Genomic DNA, 18,787 nt, shown 5'->3' with positions numbered 1-18,787 from the left:
ATCATCTATGGGACTTGTACCATATGATCATACAATGACTTCAACAGCTCCAAATGGACCTTAATAGTATCGGTTATCTTTTTAGATGTCTTTATTTCATTGTTCAAATGATCGTATGTGGTAATGAGGTACGATTCAAACCCTGACTGATCATTAGCATAAAAGTTTGGAAATAAATCCAAGGAATCTGAGTCAATGTTAAACACATATCCATTCCCAGACACTGGGTCATATATATTCCATACATAACCATAACCTATGAGACTTTTTAAATGCTGAGTTATTGTTTCAACAAATCTCGGGTCACTTTCAATCCTATCCCTGACATAAAAACGATCCCAAGAATCGTGTCTAACAGCATGGAAGAGACCTACAGATAGTCCATACTGGTTTAAGGACATTTGAATACACCCATGCTTAGGGAAGGAGTATAACTCCCGCTCACCATAGAACCGCTCTGGCAACAACTTATCAAGCTGTGACTTATGCTTACCGAAGCGAACCGCTATCCAGTTAACTCTTCCATAATTAAACTGAGAGGGCTCTATATGTGAAGCCTTATGATTATCATCCCAATGAGAATATAATCCCAACTTGTTAGCTATTGGTTCAAGCGTATCATGCAGAAATAACAATTTTTTACGGACAGCATTTCTTCTTTGGCGCAATTCGTTTGTGACCAGAGGCGCATTATCTTCAAGTAGGGTTTCGTAATCTTCATAAACAAAGAAATACCCCTCAAAAAGATTAGGTGAAGGCAGTTCAGCGTTATCAGCGTTATTAAATACTGCATTGAACAGCATATTTAAGCTATCATTAGCAAATGGAATGCTCTGAATTTCTTTCTCTCTTAAACGATAACTCTCAATAATGTCCGTGTTCACTTTAACTGATAGCTCTTCAAGCTTCGAAAAAAATATTTGGATATTAGTATTGCTCTTGGATACATCTAGAACCGCGCTGAGTTCCAAGTTATTGTATATTCCATTATGAGTAAGGTTAGCAGAACCACTCATTACTTTACCAGTACCATTTTTATCTATTGCCAATACCACTTTCGCATGGAGCCTTTCCTTCGTAACAATATATATGGAAGCAAAACGATCCAATAGTTGCAGTAAAGCAGATGGCTGATTTAACGAGAAGTCAATAGACAGGAACACTTTAATCTTTTCCTTCTTCAACCCCCATTGATCAGTCAAGCGCTGTATCCAGTCAACCCCACTCTGCTCTAAAAATGCTGTAGCGATAAACAATCTATCTATATTGTTAACGGATTCTATCTTTTTAAGTGCATTCAATGTCTTCCAGTCAAAGAAAACTGTATCCATCTTTTCAATCCTCCCTAAGAGGCTAATATCTCTCTAGTAATTGAGATATATGCACAACGTTCGTAAGCAAATATTCACTTTTCTTTACACTGCCACCTGAAAATTTGTGATAATCTCAGATGTATTTTACTACTTCTCCCATCCCAACTGTATATCTAAATATTTGACAATCATGAATGGATACCCTGCATTCAGAGAAACGAAAAGCGCCACAAGGGCGCTGCGCTATTAATGCTTTGACATGGTAGCTGTATTAAAATCCGACTCATACGTTATCGTTAAGGTTCTTTGTTTTTACTCAAAATATCCACCTGTTACTACATTATCATGATTCCAACCTCAAAATATAGCTCCAGGTTCAATCGATACTGGTTAAAATTCTTTAATTATAAAGCTTTCTAAACCATCATGCATAAGAGGACAACTCAACAGACACCGTTTGAGATGTCTCTTCGAAAAAGATTGTTGTGGAAGCAAAAAAAGTTGTTTCCTGCTCGACGGTAATGACATAGGCTTTTAATCGCTTATTAATTTAAGTTACCCACGTATCACAGTAATTATTTAATTATGTAGACATCTATCTTATTTCTGAATTACCCCTTAATCTAATTGCACGACTGAGTTGTTTCTTTAATTCCGACTTAGCTGCTGCCTTTTCAGTGTCTGACATTTCACTATGGCAACTATATTGCATTATTCTTTTACCACGTAAATCAAACGGTAATTCTTCTATAGTTCCGAAAGCAGTATTGAAGACCATTATTATGTTTTCTTCACCCAATACTCCTTGTGCATACCCCAATTCAAAGAGAACATTGGGATTGGGGGTCTTCTTCCCTTTTTTATCAGATGCTAATACTATAGATATATCAGCTACAAATATAAAACAACTATTAATTTTCTCTAATATTGTCTTCGCAATGTCGGGAGATCCTGATCTATTTGTCGTGTCCTTGTCCAAAGAAAAGGGAATTTGCAACTCTTTGCTTATGTCCCTAATAGACTGCTCTAAAGCAGATTCAATAAAAGTACGATTTGTATTGTTCTGTAGATCACTTTGCCAGGAATAAAAGATATTGAAACCATTAACTTCCATGGACCGAACAATGTACAATTTAATTTCTTCAAGTATGGATATCAATTCATCCTTCTTAATCTCTATTCTATTATAACCAGATATCAGATTTCCCGAGGAAGAGATCGCCGTTTTTATTGTATGGAGTACACTACTAATAATCTCTAGTCTTTCAATTGGAAATATTGACAAAAACACTTCATCAAACCTATTCTCGTTGTAAAAAATGTGATGGAAAGAATCCCTTCGATTAAACACCGCTGAAAGCTTTCCCGATGTTTTAATATCATTTAAAAGTACTTCAATTAAATCTTTACCTTTTTTCAACCTTCTAATTTCATTCTTATTCATATACTATCTATCTCCTTTATGAATGTTTTTCAGATTCAGTTCGATTACATATATGGAATCATTTATTGTTGTGCCAATTGAAATTTATATTTTACATCAGTTGATACACTAAGGCAGACGATCCATATCCTGTTAGGACACGTATTTAAAATCTATCCACTTCTTCACTAACTTGAGCCAATGTCCCCACCATTTATTTTTCTATTTTAGATTATTCTGACTTTATTATGAAGACTACATAATCCTCTTAAGCTCATCAACAGACATGCTTATAAGCTTGCATATCTGCTTCCCAGTCCGATTTACAGCGATATAACTATCTTCACTATCTTTAACTACGTTAAATTTCCAGTGAACGCCTATGCTAGGTGTATACACTGAACTTTCATCAGATATGCAGTATTGAATGATATAATTTAAGTCAGCCCATAAAAATTCATCTTTGAATCGCACCAATAGATGTCCACGATCATTTGTCGCATCGAAACGATCAAGGTTAATCTGTCTCAAATCAAACCAACCATATGTATTTTGCGAAGAAGGGGAAATAACAAAACATCTATTATTTGTATATATACTCGTGTTCTTATATTGTTGCAATCCTAAATTCCTTATCAAGATCTCTCTATTTAAATTGGTTGCTGCTGTATTATCACCCATCGGTTTGCCCCCTTCCCAATTAATTCGATATTGAATACATAATAACTAATTCTCGGTTTTATCTGTTCAGCCCAAAATTAAACTTATTCAGTAGAACTTGTTTACTTTACTATAGATGGAATTAGCTTTACTAGCCACATAAACTTTCTTTATTATTCTGACTTGAATATATATTCAATCCTTTAACGAAAAAAGAGCACCATATAAGGCACTCTTTAGATGGTGATCTAAGTATTAATACATCGTTTCAAAACTATCCACTTTCCAACCGTACTTTGTTTTTACCAGGGTTGCACTATAGATTACAGTATAAAGGTCGCCTTCTACATTCTCAGTAATAGATTGAGTCACAGTAGCTGATTGCTTATTGGATGAGAGCTTGAACGTCGCCTTTTTAATCGGGTTGAATGCAGGTACTAGCCAAGTATAGTCATCGCTCCCCAAGTACTGAGGAGTTACCCGACCTTTACTGTCAGTAAACAGTCCTTCTGCATTGACTCGAGCTATGAAATTATACGTAAAAAGCGGCTCCAGCTTCTTGTCGAAATTATTAAGGGTAGTGGGAACTGATATAGACACCTGTCTTGTACGAGCATTTTGCAAAAGATTCAAAGCCGTTTTAGAAGTAATACTGTCTACTTTTTTCCGTTTAGTATCCTCAATCCCATCCTGACCATAGATGACCTTAATATATTTATTCTTGCTCACGTCCCATTTATAAACCTTCTTATCGTAAATACCATCTGCTTTGGAGAGAGATCGTGTTTCTAGAGCATCATAATATTGCAAACCATAAATTTCATCACTTCCGTCTTTATCAGAATCCTTAATGACGGCCTCCTCTCTTACCAGTGCTCCTGTACTGTAAATTATATTCAACTTCCCAGATTGAAGTACCGTGACATCAACGGACACCCCACCGTTCCCAGCACCATAAACAATAGCTAACGCGTTTTTATAGGCTTTATTTTTAATTTTCTTAAGCCCAACAACATTCTGTCCTTCTACACTCTTGGATGTTACTTTCTTTCCGTCTTTAGTGTAGATACCTATGTAACCAATAATCCAGTCCCCTTGATCTTTGCTTGCAGCTGTAATCACGATCTCTTCAGACTTATCATTATTGATATCGTAGAACATTGGGCTTGAGACAGTCTTGATATCTAATTGAAACTCTTTCGCAAAATTTGCCTGAGCAGTATACGCTGATTGTATCTGAACAGGACTTGCAGAATAAACCGAGGAAAATGAGGATACTCCCATTACCAACATAGAAGTAATCAAAAATGCAGCAGTAATTTTTCTTATCATTTTACATCTCCTTTTAGGTGCAGACCCTATATAATATATAGATTTTCAATTCATTACACATGTGTTTGCTAATTTGTTTTCAAAAGCTTGTTAGAACAGCGTTTCGAGGTTGATATCATATATTGGGGTTTTCTATGATACATGTAACTAAAATGGGGGGGGCAATTGCGTAATATGATCGTATACATAATAAATTCTCTATTACCAGGTTAAAAATCAACATTTTTCCAACCCTAGTTACTTATCATTATGAATTAGTGATTCATTTAGAATCGGCCACCCCCTCCTGCCATTGTCACCTATAACAATAGAAGTAAGCTGAATATACCAGCTGCAATGACAATCAATAATATGAAAATAATTAGACACCCATACTTAAACGCGTCCTTCTTTGTGCTCGCAGAGAAAAATAACCCTATTATAAATATTAGACCAATCAATAATGCAATTATCATAGTAAATTCCCCCTACAGCATATATTCCAATACTTCCTCCTCTCCTCTTACTCAAGCATTCTAATTTGTATTTTCTAATCAATCTAAAGGTTAGTCCCTTTCATATATCTTATTTATATCACTTATAGTCCTTAAAAGGTATATTAAAATGTTTTGTTGTTCTTATAATCCCTAGAACCATTCTTATCTTTTCGTTAACGTGGCTCTAGAGGTGATAATATGTCTGATTGGCTCATTGTAATCGGAGCCCGAATAAGAGCATCACGTATAAGTAAAGGGTTAAGCCAAGAACGTCTAGCAGAGATGTCCGAGCTTAACGCTTCTTATATTGGTAAGATTGAACGAGGAGAGAAGAACATTACCGTTCGAAGCCTAGAGAAAGTCACCACAGCATTGGACATGCCTATATCAGAATTATTTGAACACATTAAACCAATAGGTCATGAAAATATACCTGCTCCATACACATTAGCCAAGATCATAACAATGCTTCAAAATAGAACTGAAACAGATCAACAAAAGGCGCTCGAACTTCTTCAACTTGTCCTCAGTTGGAATGACTAGTTTTAATAAAGCAGTTTCTCTCAGCATGGGGAAACTGCTTTTGACATGAAAGGAGGTGAGAAAAACATGCTTCTTAAAATTACTAAGATAGAGATTCAAAAACAAAAAGTTCAAATAACAATGAAGGAGTGTATTACATGGACAACCAAAAGGAGATTTTGTTCGTAAAAAAACACATTAGTAATGATAATATTCAATGGAATATAACTCTGTACAGACAGCCTATAAACTATTATGTACCTCCTTTCTCTAGTAAAAAATACGGGGTGCTTCATGGGTTCACACTCATTGAAACTTATGGGCTAATGATTAGACAAACAGTATATGGAAGTGAACTAGAGTTCTATGAATGGGACCTAGGCCCACTATCTTGCCAACAGTACGAAGTTAACTATCTAAGTAATCTTCTATGTCGTTCCCCTATACTGGATCGAAATCTGATTTACCGCACTGTGAAAGAGGAGACTTTGACTTGGTGCAACAATCATTGGAAAAGCCCCTTTGGGAAAGTTGCTGAGAAGACACTTCTTCGAAAGACACAAATAGAACTCGAGGGGCCGCCACCCCTACCAGTGAAAAATTCAGAGAAATATGTTTCACGGGCAACGAGGTTAACAACTGCCTACGGAGCTTTAAGAGGACTGAAAATTCCAGATAAATTAAATCCAAAAAATAAAGGCCATTCTTCTAATAACTAGAGGAATGGCCTTTTTGCTATACAGAGAAAATAGGATGAGTGAGAGTAGTCCATGAAAGGAGCGTGAATCTATTGAATGATAAGAAGGGGTTACCTGAGAATCTAACAACTACACTGCGACAACTTGTAATGAACGGACACATCCAGATGGCTGGGACAGTTCTCTACGTATACTTCAAACGATCTTGGAAACTCGATGATCAGCTTTCTGCTTATTATGTCTCCCGATACTTTACTAAATACTTCCCCTCTCAAGTAGCTAAGCATCATCATCAGTCTGAAAAGCAGATATAAAAAGAATCGCATCGCACAGCGATCCTAAAGGTTGATACTAATACGCTATTTGGATTTCCTAAAACATACAAGAAAGGCACTATACCTGATTCTTGAACGGAGGATTAATAAATCAATGGAACACAATGCACATCTGTACAGAACATTTATCGCTAGAACTTTGCGTGAGAATATAGAAAATTATACCGTAAATCAGTTCATTGAAAGATTCTCAACACCACATGATCTGCTTGATACTACTCAGGAAGAATTGATGGAAATACACGGTATAGGCAAAGTCAAAGCAAGTCAGATTATATCTGCAATTGAGATAGTCAAAATGCTTTACACGCCTAGACAGGCAAAGACTATAATTCGCTCTCCTAAAAACGCATATGAAGTATTGCACAACGATCTTGCTCTAAAGAATAGGGAATTTTTCGTTTGCTTGTTTCTTAACACTAAGAACTACTTGATTGCCAAAGAAATCATATCCATAGGCAGTCTTAACGCAGCCATAGTTCACCCTAGAGAATTGTTTCGCTCAGCTATAAAAAGGGCAAGCGCATCTGTTATTTGTGCTCACAATCACCCTAGTGGCGATCCTACACCGTCCCCTGAAGACATTGTTCTTACCAAACGTCTGGTTGAAGTCGGAAATCTCATCGGTATACCCTTGTTGGATCATATGATTATAGGCGATGGTAGCTATGTTTCATTAAAAGAGAGGGGATATATTTGAGCTTGATTACATCATTCATCACTATCATATAATTCTTACATTGTAAATGAAGGCGACTAATCAGATAATAGCGAGATAGATGGTAAATACCCCCTATCTCAAAATCATTCTAAATATCATGGATGGTACTCGAAAAGGAGCGTGATAATGTGTCTTTGACAAGCCTACTTACAAAAAATGAGGAGATTAAAAAGTTGTTTTCTGAAGTACCTAACATGAAGGCATTATTTAAGTCGCCTGATAATGAATCCCCATTCCCATCTAAGCCATCCATAATAGTACCAAGACTAACTTCAGTCGCACCTGTGATAGGAAACGCTTATGATTATTGGCTACGCGCCTATGCTCAGCGAATAAATGGAATCTCCCAAGAACATGATGGAGACAGTCTTGTTGCATCAATTTCAGTTAACTATTTAAGCGAACAAATACCTGGCATAGTTGAACGTTATCATCAGATCATTGAGCGAAGAATTAAATATATTGATGGTACCGAAGAACTTAACACTTCCTTGCTAGAGGATTGTATTTTCTTAGGCTATTTAGATCAATATTACCGCTCAGGCTATATGACTGATAATAATACTATCAGCATTCAAAGTTCTGATGTTGAAGAACTACATCTTCTAACTCAAGCATCTCTGAAGAATTCACATCTATTCAAAATGAAGCAAGACTTGAATTGCAACCCCACCTTTGGGTCTGCAATATCACAGCTTGTTAATGGAGCTGATGGAGACTTAATCCTTGATGGTACACTCATCGAGATCAAAACAGAATCTACATTTGCATGGAAGGTAGGGCATCTTAGACAGCTTATTGGTTATTGGGTGCTATCTTGCTTAACCCCAGACTTCGAAGACCCTATTAAAGCTTTAGCAATCTGGAATCCACGATACTGTAGAATGGTCACCATATCTGTAGAAGACATTTGCCAAACTATAGATATGGTGAAGTTTGTGGATGATTTCATAAAGATTCTTTCTCGCATCGATTCTAGCAACCCAGATAAGCGTAAATTTGAGATGAGAAGCAAATGGATACTAGAAGTAGAAAAGGTGTGGAAAGCAAAAGAAAATCCTATTCGACAGTACTATGCACCAGAATCTAAATAGTTAAGAGTGCTAGAAGACGCCTCTATCCAACGTTAAAGTGTCATAGGGGCTTTCTAGCTCTAAGCTTGGGCAAAGTATCAATACTATCTACCAGCTACCTTCAGGGGAGCTAAGCTCCTCTCTCCAATGACAGAAGCAATCCCCTTCTCTTCAAGAAGCTTCTCATACTCATATTTAGTCGTTCGAGAAAAGCCTGATAGATTACCATCTTGTTTGGCTTTTATATACGATAATATGCGATAGCCCTTGTTTTCGCCAAAGTTATCTTGAAGAATCCTAAGCAACTCACTTTCAGTGCTAGTTACCCTGTCAATGAACTTCACCTTGTCAAAGTAGCGCCGTAGTAAACCCTCTGTCACATTTGAGTTAAAGACATCATTTATACAGACTGTATTCAGCTTCAGTGCTCGTAATAGTTCTGCTGAATTACAAGCCACCTCAAACCGAATAACCCCCTTACTCATCTCGGTCTCCTCTTCTGACTTCCTTCGATTGATACAGTTTGCCTCCCTATTGTAGAACATCATCTTTCTTGAAGAATTTTTAAACACTACGGTATCTCCATTCCCAAGAATGTCTCGTTGATGTCCAGGAACTGAGTGCTTTGCAATTGCAGATAAATAGTCTCGCACTTCGTCTCCAACTTGGAAGTCATATTTAATATCCATTCTTTTTATCTGGGCATCTGAGAGAGGTAGCATTAGTGAGACGTTAGTTGTTTCAACTAGGAAGCTTTCTAACTTATCTAAGAAACTCTGTCTATCTCCTATTGGAATCATGCTGTTACCATGTAGGAAGCCGCCGCATGAATCAATCTCAATCTTAATTTTCTGGCTCTCTACAGTATGTTTAATAAAAACATTATCATAGCGGCCATCGTACGTTCTATATGTGCTTCCAGTATACGTACTAAAGGTATTGAAGCCTCTCCTGTCCCTAAGAGTCATCTCTTTTAAGCTTTCCTCTGGTATAGCTCCGTGCGTCTCAATATGAAGGGTATCTATGTGGATCATAATCTCATCTCTCCTTGTTTGTTCTGTGCATGTTCGGATTCTGAACAATTTCTAGGTTATTATCAGAGATGTTAAACAAACGTCGAAGCTATTCATCGTCATACTCCAATTTTCCTGATAGCTTCAAAAAGTTAAACAAAGGTATCTTCTCTCTTATGCTAAGCATCCTAGTGTTCACCCCTCCAATAAAACAATTTTTTCTCATATTACATTATGGTAAACAAAAAGTAAACATTTATTATAACTTTACTTTCGAGTGGTTATGGTCTATACTCTTATTAGAACAGGAAGGAGAGTCGTACGATGATTTATGATAATACGGGAAGATGGATTGAAGGAGAAGAACTACAGAAACTTACACTCCTTACATTCAGCGAAAGGTTACGCTGGGTACGTGAAGAACTGAATAAGATATATGTAGGACAATACTCTGTAAAACGAGTCTCAAACGACAGCAACACCATTAGCCATACAGGCTTATATAAGCTAGAGAGCTCGGACACACTGCCTAGACAATCAACCCTTGAGGCTCTTGCTGCTTATTATCAAGTTCCTGTCGAAATCTTCACTGCTCACACTCCAAAACGTTTCTTTCTAGGTAGACATTACGAAGAAAGGGACATTCGATCTGCACAATATGAAATTGAAATAAAATATACTATACGTAGTCCAATAGCTAATGATCCTTCAGTTGAAAGAACACTACACCTAAAAGCAAGGCATCTGGATGCTGAAGAGCTACTACTTAGGCTGGAAAACGAAATTGAGTTGACTAAGAAAAGAATTGAAAGACAAAATAAGCTTGATAAGGCATATGACCTTCTAAAAGGTGTTGATTCTACCCATGATTGATCTTACGTCTGGGATTAACCTATCCTCAAAAGAAATCGAGCTTGAAGTTTCGCGGATCACTCCCCAGTTCATTGTGGATAAAGACAATAAAGTCGAATATGCAACTCAATTTCCGAATATGATGTTAACTCTATGGTCATACATTATTCTTCAACAACGTGTCCCTTCTCAAAAGGAATTTGCAGATTACTTCACACAGGTACACAGTGTTAAACTCAATGGGTTTTGCCACAAATCCGTTTTGGCCAGAATCCTTCGAGGTTACCCTTCTCTAGTGAGAGAGATTCATTTCTATTGTCTAGTCTCTGAATCGAGATCTTTCAATCATGTTGGTTACTCACTAAATCAAGATGTCAGGAATGGAGTTGATTTAAACGTCGGCTTAGGAGGAATGGATTATAATGTTTCCTGTTTTGTAGGCACAAAACGTTCTCAGGCCTTCCGTCATGTAAAGAAAACTATGCGTCATACTAAAGTTAAGAATTCTATTGAGTTACCTCTTAATCTATCAAGTGGAAAACAGATAAATGGATGGGTTTTCTTTGATAAACCACACGTTAGCTCCTTATTTTGGAATATCATTGACTATGCATGGCTCCATTACGATCAGCATCCTTTAGATTTAATAGTTTAAGTCCCCCTTCCGTCCCCTAAGGGGACACACAAAGGGTTCTACCCTTTGCAATCCCAGCACTCGGCGTGAGCCGCCCCTTGGCATTTAGCCAAGGGCATAATACAGCGTTGGCTTAGTAAAAACGCCAATCAAGGCTAAAATGAATTCGCTATCGCTCAGCCTTGACTGCCTTACTATCAACTTAACGATCTCATATTACCTGACTCCAATAGGATTCGGGCTTTTTGCGTTTTACAGTGAATATCGAGTGGTGAGAAGCGCTCAAAAAAGAAAGGTGGATAGACTGTATTTACTTAATAGTGACTAACACAGAGGAAAGGAAATGATGGAAAATGAATGTAGTAACTTATCTTCGTGTATCATCTGAACAACAAGCAGAACGTGAATTATCCATCCCTGCTCAACGAGAAGCACTGCAACGATACGCGGACGAGCGTGGATGGTCTATCGTGGATGAATATATAGATGAAGCTAGGTCTGCAAAAACAGATGAGAGACCAGACTTTCAACGAATGATTGTGAATGCTCAGAAAACAGATAAACACTTTGTTGCAATTGTCGTCCACAAGTTTGATCGGTTCAGTCGCAATCGTGGAGATCATGCTGTATACAAAGCGTTACTAAAAAAGCAAGGTGTTACCGTTGTATCTGCAACCGAGCCTATTGATACGGATACGCCACATGGCTTTCTGTTAGAGTCAATGCTGGAAGTTATCAGTGAGTTCTACAACGTTAATCTACGTCACGAAACGTTGAAGGGCATGAGGGAAAATGCCTCTCAAGGATTCCATTGCGGAGGTAGAGTGCCATTCGGTTATCGACGAGTTCAGACAGGCAAAAAGGTCACGTATGAGCTTGGAAGTAATGAAGAGGTCAAATTAGTCCAGCAGATGTTTCAGATGGCGGTAGAAGGTCATGGAGGCAAGCGAATTGCTCGTGAACTGAATCAGCAAAAAGTCATTGAGGGGAAGAGTTGGGCTCCATCCACAGTGCTTGCTATCCTCAACAATTCAGTCTATCTCGGTAAGCGTGTCTGGAATAAGAAGTCGGACGGAGATGGAAAACAGAACGATATGTCCGAGTGGATTGTCGCAGAGAACGCACATCCAGCAATTGTCGATCAACAGCTATGGGATGCCACTCAAGCATCATTGATGGCAAGAAAGATCAGTAAAACACAATAACAGCAGTCTCATCGCAGGTACGCCAAAACGGGTACCTGCTTTTTTTATGCCAAAAAACAAATAAAAGGGAGAGGTATTCAATGAAAGTAGCTATTTATGTCCGTGTGTCTTCAGATCGCCAAGCACAGAAAGAGTTGTCTATTCCAGCACAGGTTAAAGCCATTCAGCAATATTGTCTGGAGAAAGGTTGGATCATCGTTAATGAGTTCATTGAGAAAGGAAAATCAGCAAAGACAGATGATCGTCCAGAGTTCCAGAAGATGATTGCATTGGCTAAACGCCCAAATCGGCCATTCGATGCGGTTATTGTTCATAAGTTTGATCGTTTTTCTCGTAAGCGGGACGACCATGTTATTTACAAAGCACTACTCAATCAATGCGGTGTGAAAGTCATTTCAGTTACGGAGCAGACAGAGGCAGAGACACCACAAGATATGTTGCTGGAAGGGATGCTGGAGATCATTTCGGAGTTCTTTAACGCAAACTTAGCTACCGAGGTAAGGAAGGGCATGACGCAGAACGCAAAGCAAGGGTACAACAACGGTGGTACACCTCCATATGGATATCGTACAGAACATATTGCCCTAGGGAATAGTAAAACCAAAGCAGTATGGATACTCGGCCCACGTGAAGAGACAGATGTCGTAAAATGGATTTTCAACCAGTATGCTCATGAAGGAATGGGTTACACAAAGATCGCCTCTGAACTAAACCGCCGACAAATCCCCTCCCAGAAAGGCGGTACATGGGCATCCAGCACAATTAGAGCTATCATTTTTAACGAGGCTTATGTTGGTCGGCGTTGCTGGAATAAGCAAGATTATCAAACCAAAGGTAAGAAATGGCGTGACCGTTCAGAGTGGATCATTACTGAAAATGCCCACCCTTCAATTATATCGGAAGATATCTTTAACAAGTGCCAAGAGAACGCAAAGAAAAGAAATACTGGCGGTGGAGAAACACATAAGCCTTTCGATAGCAAACTAGCCTCCCCTTTCTGGTTACGAGGGGTTATGGTATGCGAAAAGTGCGGTTCACGAATGGTAGGTAACTCCACATCAAGTAAAATGAAAGGTGGAAAAAAACAATACTATGTATGCGGCGGTTACCTTAGAAAAGGTAAAGACTTCTGTCCATATGCTGGATGGAATAAGGAACGGATAGAAGAGATAGTCTCTAATCGTCTACGCATCCATATATTGAGTCTGATCATGGGGAATAATCTAGTTGAAGAAATGCGTCAATTCTACACCGAGAGTAATCAACAACATACTACTCAGAAAACAATTATGGAAAACGAACTGGAATTTTTGAAAAAACGAATAGAATTAATCGAAGATGACATCTCTACTGGAAAGGCAAAGCCTTACCATCAGGAAATGCTTGCAGAGATGCAAAATGAGCTGAGGGAGAAGTCAGAGTCATACCTTCGGCTAACATCTAACTGGTCCGAATTCCATGTGTCTGAGGAGTATATTGCAGGTATCCGATATGATATTCAATCCTTTATTAGTCTACTAGATCAAGAAGTGCCCAATCCACAGTTATTGCATGCTTTAGCTAGCAAGTATATCTCGAAGCTTTACATCAACAGAGACACTAAAAAGATCTATCTGAGTCTACAACTGACTATGAATGATAAGGTTATGTATGAGAAAACAATGGTGAGTGAATGGAAATAAGTTCTGATTCGTTGTGCCACCACACCTTAAATCAAACAAAATAATTCTGATGCCCTATAGTTGCTGGTAAAACCCCAGTAATTATAGGGTTTTTCAAACCACCATGTATAAGAACAAAGAAAAAAAGCACCCTCTTAGGTGCTTCTTCTGATACTACTAATGGAGGCGAGGGGAGTCGAACCCCTGTCCGAAGATAACGACACATAAGCTTCTACGGGTGTAGTCACAGTTTTGATGTCACCCGAGTATCGCCCCGTAACCGGCTATACGTTGGGTCAGCCTGATTGTCTTCTTCAGCACACCCCAGGCGGAGATGTGACAGCGTATCCCACTACTTGTTAGCCCCTAATCCTGTCACATGGGCGATGCAGGTTAGAAGCACGCACACAGTTTCTTAGGCTGCGAAAGCGTAGTTTGTTTGTTGTTTGCCGTTTAATAGGCTTTAGCGTTGATGAAGCGGACGCGTCCCCACTACCCGCTACCCATGCTCGAACTATCCCCGTCGAATCCATAAACGCCCCCTCATATAAGAAGGGCTCCAGGATTAATCCGTGAATACGGAGCAAAGGTGCTGCACATCTAATCCCTCCAAGGTGAAAAGATGTTTCTTACATACTCGGCATTCCTGTCTGCTACATGAATAATCATATCACAGCTCAGACTGCCGAAATAGTGCAGATTGCTGGAAGGCAATCCAGTGTATTGAGCACAGATACAAGGTTATCCAACTTGGCCTTATAACCACGCCATCAGGCTCAATCGTCTACATATTATACCGCGTCAACCATCGGAAGTAAAGTTTACCCAACTGCATATCGTATCTAATAAAATAAAACACCACATCTTTGCCGTGTAAAGGTGTGCAGGCAATTTGGAGCTGCAGCGATGGGATAACACCAACGTAAACACCTCACACAAACATGCGTAGAATGCACTTTGCAGCCGTTGGTTATATTAATTTACCCACGCTTTAACAAACTTACGCAGACTATACAAAAAAACCTCACGCTCACCTGATATCAGGCAAGCCGCGAGGACTCTTCATTGCATCAAATCATCGATATGCTAAACCAACAAGCTCAACATCTGCATACCAATTTGCTTATACGAATAGTAATTCTCTTTAACGCGCAACCTTCTGCTTTTCACGCAGTGCACGTTGGATATCACGCTGCGCATCACGCTTCGCGGCAGTGTCACGTTTATCATATTGCTTCTTACCTTTACCCAAGCCAAGCAATAGTTTCGCATAGCCATTACGGATATAGATCTTCAGCGGCACAATGCTGTATCCATCCTGCTTGGACAGTCCAAGCAGCTTATGAATCTGCACTTTATGCATTAACAACTTACGTGTGCGTGTTGGATCAATTGGATTATGCCGATTCCCTTGTTCAAAAGGACTAATATGCATATTGTGAATATGAATCTCACCGTTGCGAATCGTCGCAAACGCATCACCGATATTCGCACGGCCGTTCCGAAGAGACTTGATCTCCGTACCGGTCAATACCATGCCCGCTTCATACGTATCTTCAATGAAGTAGTCATGGGAAGCCTTTTTGTTCTGTGCAAGCACTTTACTCTGTCCATCATTCTTGCCCATGTCCTCACTCCTTCTTCGTAAAATAAACCCGTACCACGCTGTATCAGTACAGCATCCATGGTGCACCAAAACACCTGTGCCAGACCTTAATTGTAGCAAGGACGGCTGTTAAAATCAAGAAAGAGGCAGCCTCTGCCGCCTCCTCTCATTACCCTTTTCAGCTCATGCGAAACGGCATCCCATATTGATGGTTTGCAGACTTATTGGTACTGAAACGCGAGCAGAAACGATTAGATCAACCGATTTTGCCCGCAGCGTCAACTTGGCTCTTACTTCTTTTTCTTGCGTACAAAAGCTGCCGTACTGTTTCCAGCTCCGCCTTTGTTCTTCTTCCGCTTGCGACGCGGTGCTCCGCCTTCTTGCGCGCCGCCCGGTGTAGCATTATCGCCGATAAAAATACCGCTGGGTGAGGTGTTCTTACGTTTACCTCCACTTTTGCCACCTTTACCGCTGCCACCCTTACCGGATTTGAAGCTTCCTTCTCCACGGCCACTTCCATTCAGGCTGCTTCCCTGACTACGCTCACCTGATCCGCTATCCTGACCCGCTGGGGATGAGCTATATCCGCCCTTGCCCGAGCCAAAACCGAAGCTCACTGCACCTTTACCACGACTACCTGAAGCACCTGCTCCGGCATTTGCATCACTCGCACGACGTTCACCTTTAGGTCTGCCGCTGCCTTTACCAGCAAATCCACCCGCTGATGAGCCAGCACCTGCTCCGGCATTTACCGTTCCGCCACGCCCACCGCGAGCACCTTTACTATTGTCTTCTGCCGTTCTGCCCCCGCGGTCACGTTTACCGCCTGCACCTGCTCCGCCGCCTTTGCCGCCACGGCTTCCACCGAAGCCACCTTTGGCTCCGCCTCGGCTGCCTCCGCTACCAGGACGACCACCTTTACCACCGCGAGCACCACGATCGAAACCGCCATCACGTTCTCGGCGAGGTTTCATATCCACCATTTCAAAATCGATCGTATATTCTTCCATGCTTACACGGGCTACACGAATCTTCACTTCGTCACCGATGCGGAACACCTTGGAAGTACGTTCCCCAATCAAAGCCATATGCTGATCGTCAAAATGGTAGTAATCATCTGTCAGGGCACTGAGGCGAATCAAACCTTCTACCGTGTTCTCCAGCTCAATAAACATGCCAAAGCTGGTTACACTGCTGATGATACCTTCAAACTCTTCACCAACTTTGTCGAGCATGTATTCGGCTTTTTTCATTTTCTCCGTATCCCGCTCAGCTTCAACCGCTACACGTTCACGTTCCGAGGACTGCTGTGCGATATCCGACATGCGGCTTGCCAAGTACTCCTGACGGTTTTCAGGTAATGCTCCGTTATTCTCAATGACCTCTCGAATGACCCGGTGAATAACCAGATCGGGATAACGACGAATCGGAGATGTGAAGTGACTATAGAATTCTGCCGCCAGACCAAAGTGGCCCGACATTTCCGAGTCATATTTCGCCTGTTTCATGGAACGCAGCATCATCGTGCTGATGACTGTCTGCTCCTTCGTGCCGTTAATATCCTCGAGCAGCGATTGAAGCGCTCGTGGATGAACAGAATTGCCTCTTCCTTTGACATGGTGTCCAAAATTCGCCGCAAAGGCGAGAAAATTTTGCAGTTTTTCCTGATCTGGGTCTTCATGCACACGATAGATGAACGGCACTTTGAGCCAGTGAAAATGTTCAGCTACTGTCTCATTGGCTGCAAGCATGAATTCCTCAATGATCTGTTCCGCAATGGAACGCTCCCGTTTCACAATATCCACCGGTTTACAGTTCTCATCGACAATAATTTTGGACTCTTCAAAATCAAAGTCAACCGCTCCCCGGCGCATACGCATCGCACGAAGCTTCAAAGCAATCTCTTTCATCAAGTGGAAGTCATCCACCAAATCTTTATAACGCTCAAGCAGCTCCGGTTCTTCGCCTTCGAGTATTTTACGTACGTTAGAGTACGTCATACGTTCTTTCGTCTTAATGACACTTGTGAAAATATCGTGCTTCACAACTTTCATCTGATCGTTAAATTCCATCTCACAGGACAATGTCAGACGATCCACCTGCGGATTCAAACTGCAGATCCCGTTGGACAGCCGCTGCGGCAGCATCGGAATAACCCGGTCAACGAGATACACACTGCATCCACGGTTATACGCTTCTTGATCCAGTTTGGAGTTCTCACGCACATAGTAACCCACATCCGCAATATGAACACCCAGACGGTAGTTTCCGTTTGGCAGTTTTTCCACGTTAACGGCATCATCCAGATCCTTCGCATCCTCACCATCAATCGTAACGATGTTCAGACCACGCAGGTCACGGCGTCCCTGCTGAATAATCTCTTCATCTGTAATGGAATCCGGGGCTTTTTCCGCTTCTTCCATCACTTCTTCCGGGAAAGCTTCAGGCAGCTGATGCTTGCGAATGACGGACAAAATATCAATACCCGGCTCATCCTTGTGTCCCAGAATCTCAATAATTTCCCCCTCAGCTGCCGCACGGCCTTCCGGGTAACTGACAATTTTGGCAACGACCTTTTGTCCATCCACTGCACCAGCAAAATTCGTACGCGGGATAAAGATATCACGATTAATCCGTTTATCATCCGGAATGACAAATCCATACACTTCGTGGCTCTGGAAAACACCCACAACTTGTGTGATTGCACGCGTCACAATCCGTACGATCTCACCTTCAAGACGGCCACCGGACGGCCCTTGAGAAGTCACTTTGACAAGCACCGTATCTCCATTCATTGCACTTTTCATATCGTTCGCATGGATATATACATCCGGGTGTTCCCGATCTTCAGGAATAAGAAAAGCAAACCCTTTTGCATGCGCCTGCAGGCGCCCACGCACCAAATTCATGCGTTCCGGCATGCCATAGCGGTTGTTACTTGTGAGCAAAATTTGGCCGGATTCCTCCAGCGTATTCAGCATAATCAAAAAGGCTCGGAAATCAGCAGCATCTTCAATCTGAAAGTGCTGTTCCAGCTCCTGATAAGTCATTGGTTTATAAGCGGTCTCCCGCATGAAATCGAGTAATTGTTGTTCGGTTATCATTATTTTTCACCTCGGGAAACGTAAGAGTGTAGTCTGTTCTCTTCTCTTTATGTATCGGAATCCGTGCCGTATTCGAACAGATGCCATACGGTTCATTTGTTGATGAATTTCCGAATACCGCGGCCTTACTATCTCATACCCTAGTATACACGAATTCAA

At 40.6% G+C, this 18,787-nt stretch carries 15 protein-coding genes and 1 other RNA gene; 8 read left to right on the top strand and 8 right to left on the bottom strand.

The window, feature by feature from the left end; translation table 11 throughout:
- Positions 1-5: 5 nt before the first annotated feature.
- The 4 genes from MKY97_RS01010 to MKY97_RS00995 all read right to left on the bottom strand — a co-directional run bounded on the left by MKY97_RS01010 (position 6) and on the right by MKY97_RS00995 (position 4,728).
- A complete protein-coding gene (locus tag MKY97_RS01010) occupies positions 6-1,331 on the bottom strand; it encodes a phospholipase D family protein (protein WP_342553721.1) in 1,326 nt (441 codons plus the stop codon).
- Positions 1,332-1,908: 577 nt separating this feature from the next.
- Complete coding sequence (locus MKY97_RS01005) at positions 1,909-2,757, bottom strand: TIR domain-containing protein (protein ID WP_342553720.1); 849 nt, start codon at positions 2,755-2,757, stop codon at positions 1,909-1,911.
- 234 nt (positions 2,758-2,991) lie between these two features.
- Positions 2,992-3,417, bottom strand: a complete 426-nt coding sequence (locus MKY97_RS01000; protein ID WP_342553719.1) for a hypothetical protein — start codon at positions 3,415-3,417, stop codon at positions 2,992-2,994.
- 234 nt (positions 3,418-3,651) lie between these two features.
- Complete coding sequence (locus tag MKY97_RS00995; RefSeq protein WP_342553718.1) at positions 3,652-4,728, bottom strand: hypothetical protein; 1,077 nt, start codon at positions 4,726-4,728, stop codon at positions 3,652-3,654.
- 674 nt (positions 4,729-5,402) lie between these two features.
- On the opposite strand from MKY97_RS00995, the gene MKY97_RS00990 reads away from it, so the two are divergent.
- The 4 genes from MKY97_RS00990 to MKY97_RS00975 all read left to right on the top strand — a co-directional run bounded on the left by MKY97_RS00990 (position 5,403) and on the right by MKY97_RS00975 (position 8,574).
- Positions 5,403-5,747 (top strand): helix-turn-helix transcriptional regulator, encoded by a 345-nt coding sequence (locus MKY97_RS00990; protein WP_342553717.1) that lies wholly within the window; start codon positions 5,403-5,405, stop codon positions 5,745-5,747.
- Between the two features lie 137 nt (positions 5,748-5,884).
- Positions 5,885-6,445: a hypothetical protein gene (locus MKY97_RS00985; protein WP_342553716.1), complete on the top strand. Its 561-nt coding sequence runs from the start codon at positions 5,885-5,887 to the stop codon at positions 6,443-6,445.
- Between the two features lie 408 nt (positions 6,446-6,853).
- Entirely contained in the window at positions 6,854-7,459 is a 606-nt protein-coding gene (gene radC / locus MKY97_RS00980) for a DNA repair protein RadC (protein WP_342553715.1), read from the top strand.
- Between the two features lie 149 nt (positions 7,460-7,608).
- Positions 7,609-8,574, top strand: a complete 966-nt coding sequence (locus MKY97_RS00975; protein ID WP_342553714.1) for a hypothetical protein — start codon at positions 7,609-7,611, stop codon at positions 8,572-8,574.
- A gap of 83 nt (positions 8,575-8,657) precedes the next feature.
- Here the strand turns inward: MKY97_RS00975 and MKY97_RS00970 are convergent, their stop codons facing one another.
- On the bottom strand, positions 8,658-9,587 hold the full coding sequence (locus tag MKY97_RS00970; protein WP_342553713.1) for a phage/plasmid replication protein: 930 nt from the start codon (positions 9,585-9,587) through the stop codon (positions 8,658-8,660).
- 303 nt (positions 9,588-9,890) lie between these two features.
- Here MKY97_RS00970 and MKY97_RS00965 point away from each other — a divergent pair, with 303 nt between their 5' ends.
- The 4 genes from MKY97_RS00965 (at position 9,891) to MKY97_RS00950 (ending at position 13,939) form a co-directional block, all read left to right on the top strand.
- On the top strand, positions 9,891-10,439 hold the full coding sequence (locus MKY97_RS00965) for a helix-turn-helix transcriptional regulator (protein WP_342553712.1): 549 nt from the start codon (positions 9,891-9,893) through the stop codon (positions 10,437-10,439).
- Positions 10,432-11,073 (top strand): hypothetical protein, encoded by a 642-nt coding sequence (locus tag MKY97_RS00960; protein ID WP_342553711.1) that lies wholly within the window; start codon positions 10,432-10,434, stop codon positions 11,071-11,073. Before MKY97_RS00965 ends, MKY97_RS00960 begins: the two co-directional genes overlap by 8 nt.
- Positions 11,074-11,405: 332 nt before the next feature.
- Positions 11,406-12,257: a recombinase family protein gene (locus tag MKY97_RS00955; RefSeq protein WP_342553710.1), complete on the top strand. Its 852-nt coding sequence runs from the start codon at positions 11,406-11,408 to the stop codon at positions 12,255-12,257.
- 80 nt (positions 12,258-12,337) lie between these two features.
- Positions 12,338-13,939 carry a recombinase family protein gene (locus tag MKY97_RS00950; RefSeq protein ID WP_342553709.1) on the top strand — a complete coding sequence of 534 codons (1,602 nt, stop codon included), beginning with the start codon at positions 12,338-12,340 and terminating at the stop codon, positions 13,937-13,939.
- Positions 13,940-14,096: 157 nt separating this feature from the next.
- Here MKY97_RS00950 and ssrA read toward each other — a convergent pair.
- The 3 genes from ssrA to rnr all read right to left on the bottom strand — a co-directional run bounded on the left by ssrA (position 14,097) and on the right by rnr (position 18,628).
- Positions 14,097-14,461: a transfer-messenger RNA gene (ssrA, locus tag MKY97_RS00945) on the bottom strand.
- A 601-nt stretch (positions 14,462-15,062) separates the two neighbouring features.
- Entirely contained in the window at positions 15,063-15,545 is a 483-nt protein-coding gene (gene smpB, locus MKY97_RS00940; protein WP_342553708.1) for an SsrA-binding protein SmpB, read from the bottom strand.
- Positions 15,546-15,814: 269 nt separating this feature from the next.
- Positions 15,815-18,628 carry a ribonuclease R gene (rnr, locus tag MKY97_RS00935; RefSeq protein ID WP_342553707.1) on the bottom strand — a complete coding sequence of 938 codons (2,814 nt, stop codon included), beginning with the start codon at positions 18,626-18,628 and terminating at the stop codon, positions 15,815-15,817.
- Between the last annotated feature and the right edge of the window lie 159 nt (positions 18,629-18,787).

Source organism: Paenibacillus sp. FSL R7-0652 (assembly GCF_038595045.1).
Classification (GTDB): domain Bacteria; phylum Bacillota; class Bacilli; order Paenibacillales; family Paenibacillaceae; genus Paenibacillus.
The sequence above is the reverse complement of the archived record's forward strand: the minus strand, read 5'-3'. Positions and strand labels throughout refer to the sequence as shown.

Bases quoted from the DNA above. Each gene is read 5' to 3' on its own strand.
- MKY97_RS00950 (WP_342553709.1), top strand. From the start codon at position 12,338: ATGAAAGTAGCTATTTATGTCCGTGTGTCTTCAGATCGCCAAGCACAG.
- MKY97_RS00965 (WP_342553712.1), top strand. From the start codon at position 9,891: ATGATTTATGATAATACGGGAAGATGGATTGAAGGAGAAGAACTACAG.
- rnr (WP_342553707.1), bottom strand. From the start codon at position 18,628: ATGATAACCGAACAACAATTACTCGATTTCATGCGGGAGACCGCTTAT.
- radC (WP_342553715.1), top strand. From the start codon at position 6,854: ATGGAACACAATGCACATCTGTACAGAACATTTATCGCTAGAACTTTG.
- MKY97_RS00970 (WP_342553713.1), bottom strand. From the start codon at position 9,587: ATGATCCACATAGATACCCTTCATATTGAGACGCACGGAGCTATACCA.
- MKY97_RS01010 (WP_342553721.1), bottom strand. From the start codon at position 1,331: ATGGATACAGTTTTCTTTGACTGGAAGACATTGAATGCACTTAAAAAG.
- MKY97_RS01005 (WP_342553720.1), bottom strand. From the start codon at position 2,757: ATGAATAAGAATGAAATTAGAAGGTTGAAAAAAGGTAAAGATTTAATT.
- smpB (WP_342553708.1), bottom strand. From the start codon at position 15,545: ATGGGCAAGAATGATGGACAGAGTAAAGTGCTTGCACAGAACAAAAAG.
- MKY97_RS00955 (WP_342553710.1), top strand. From the start codon at position 11,406: ATGAATGTAGTAACTTATCTTCGTGTATCATCTGAACAACAAGCAGAA.
- MKY97_RS00990 (WP_342553717.1), top strand. From the start codon at position 5,403: ATGTCTGATTGGCTCATTGTAATCGGAGCCCGAATAAGAGCATCACGT.
- MKY97_RS00985 (WP_342553716.1), top strand. From the start codon at position 5,885: ATGGACAACCAAAAGGAGATTTTGTTCGTAAAAAAACACATTAGTAAT.
- MKY97_RS00960 (WP_342553711.1), top strand. From the start codon at position 10,432: ATGATTGATCTTACGTCTGGGATTAACCTATCCTCAAAAGAAATCGAG.
- MKY97_RS01000 (WP_342553719.1), bottom strand. From the start codon at position 3,417: ATGGGTGATAATACAGCAGCAACCAATTTAAATAGAGAGATCTTGATA.
- MKY97_RS00995 (WP_342553718.1), bottom strand. From the start codon at position 4,728: ATGATAAGAAAAATTACTGCTGCATTTTTGATTACTTCTATGTTGGTA.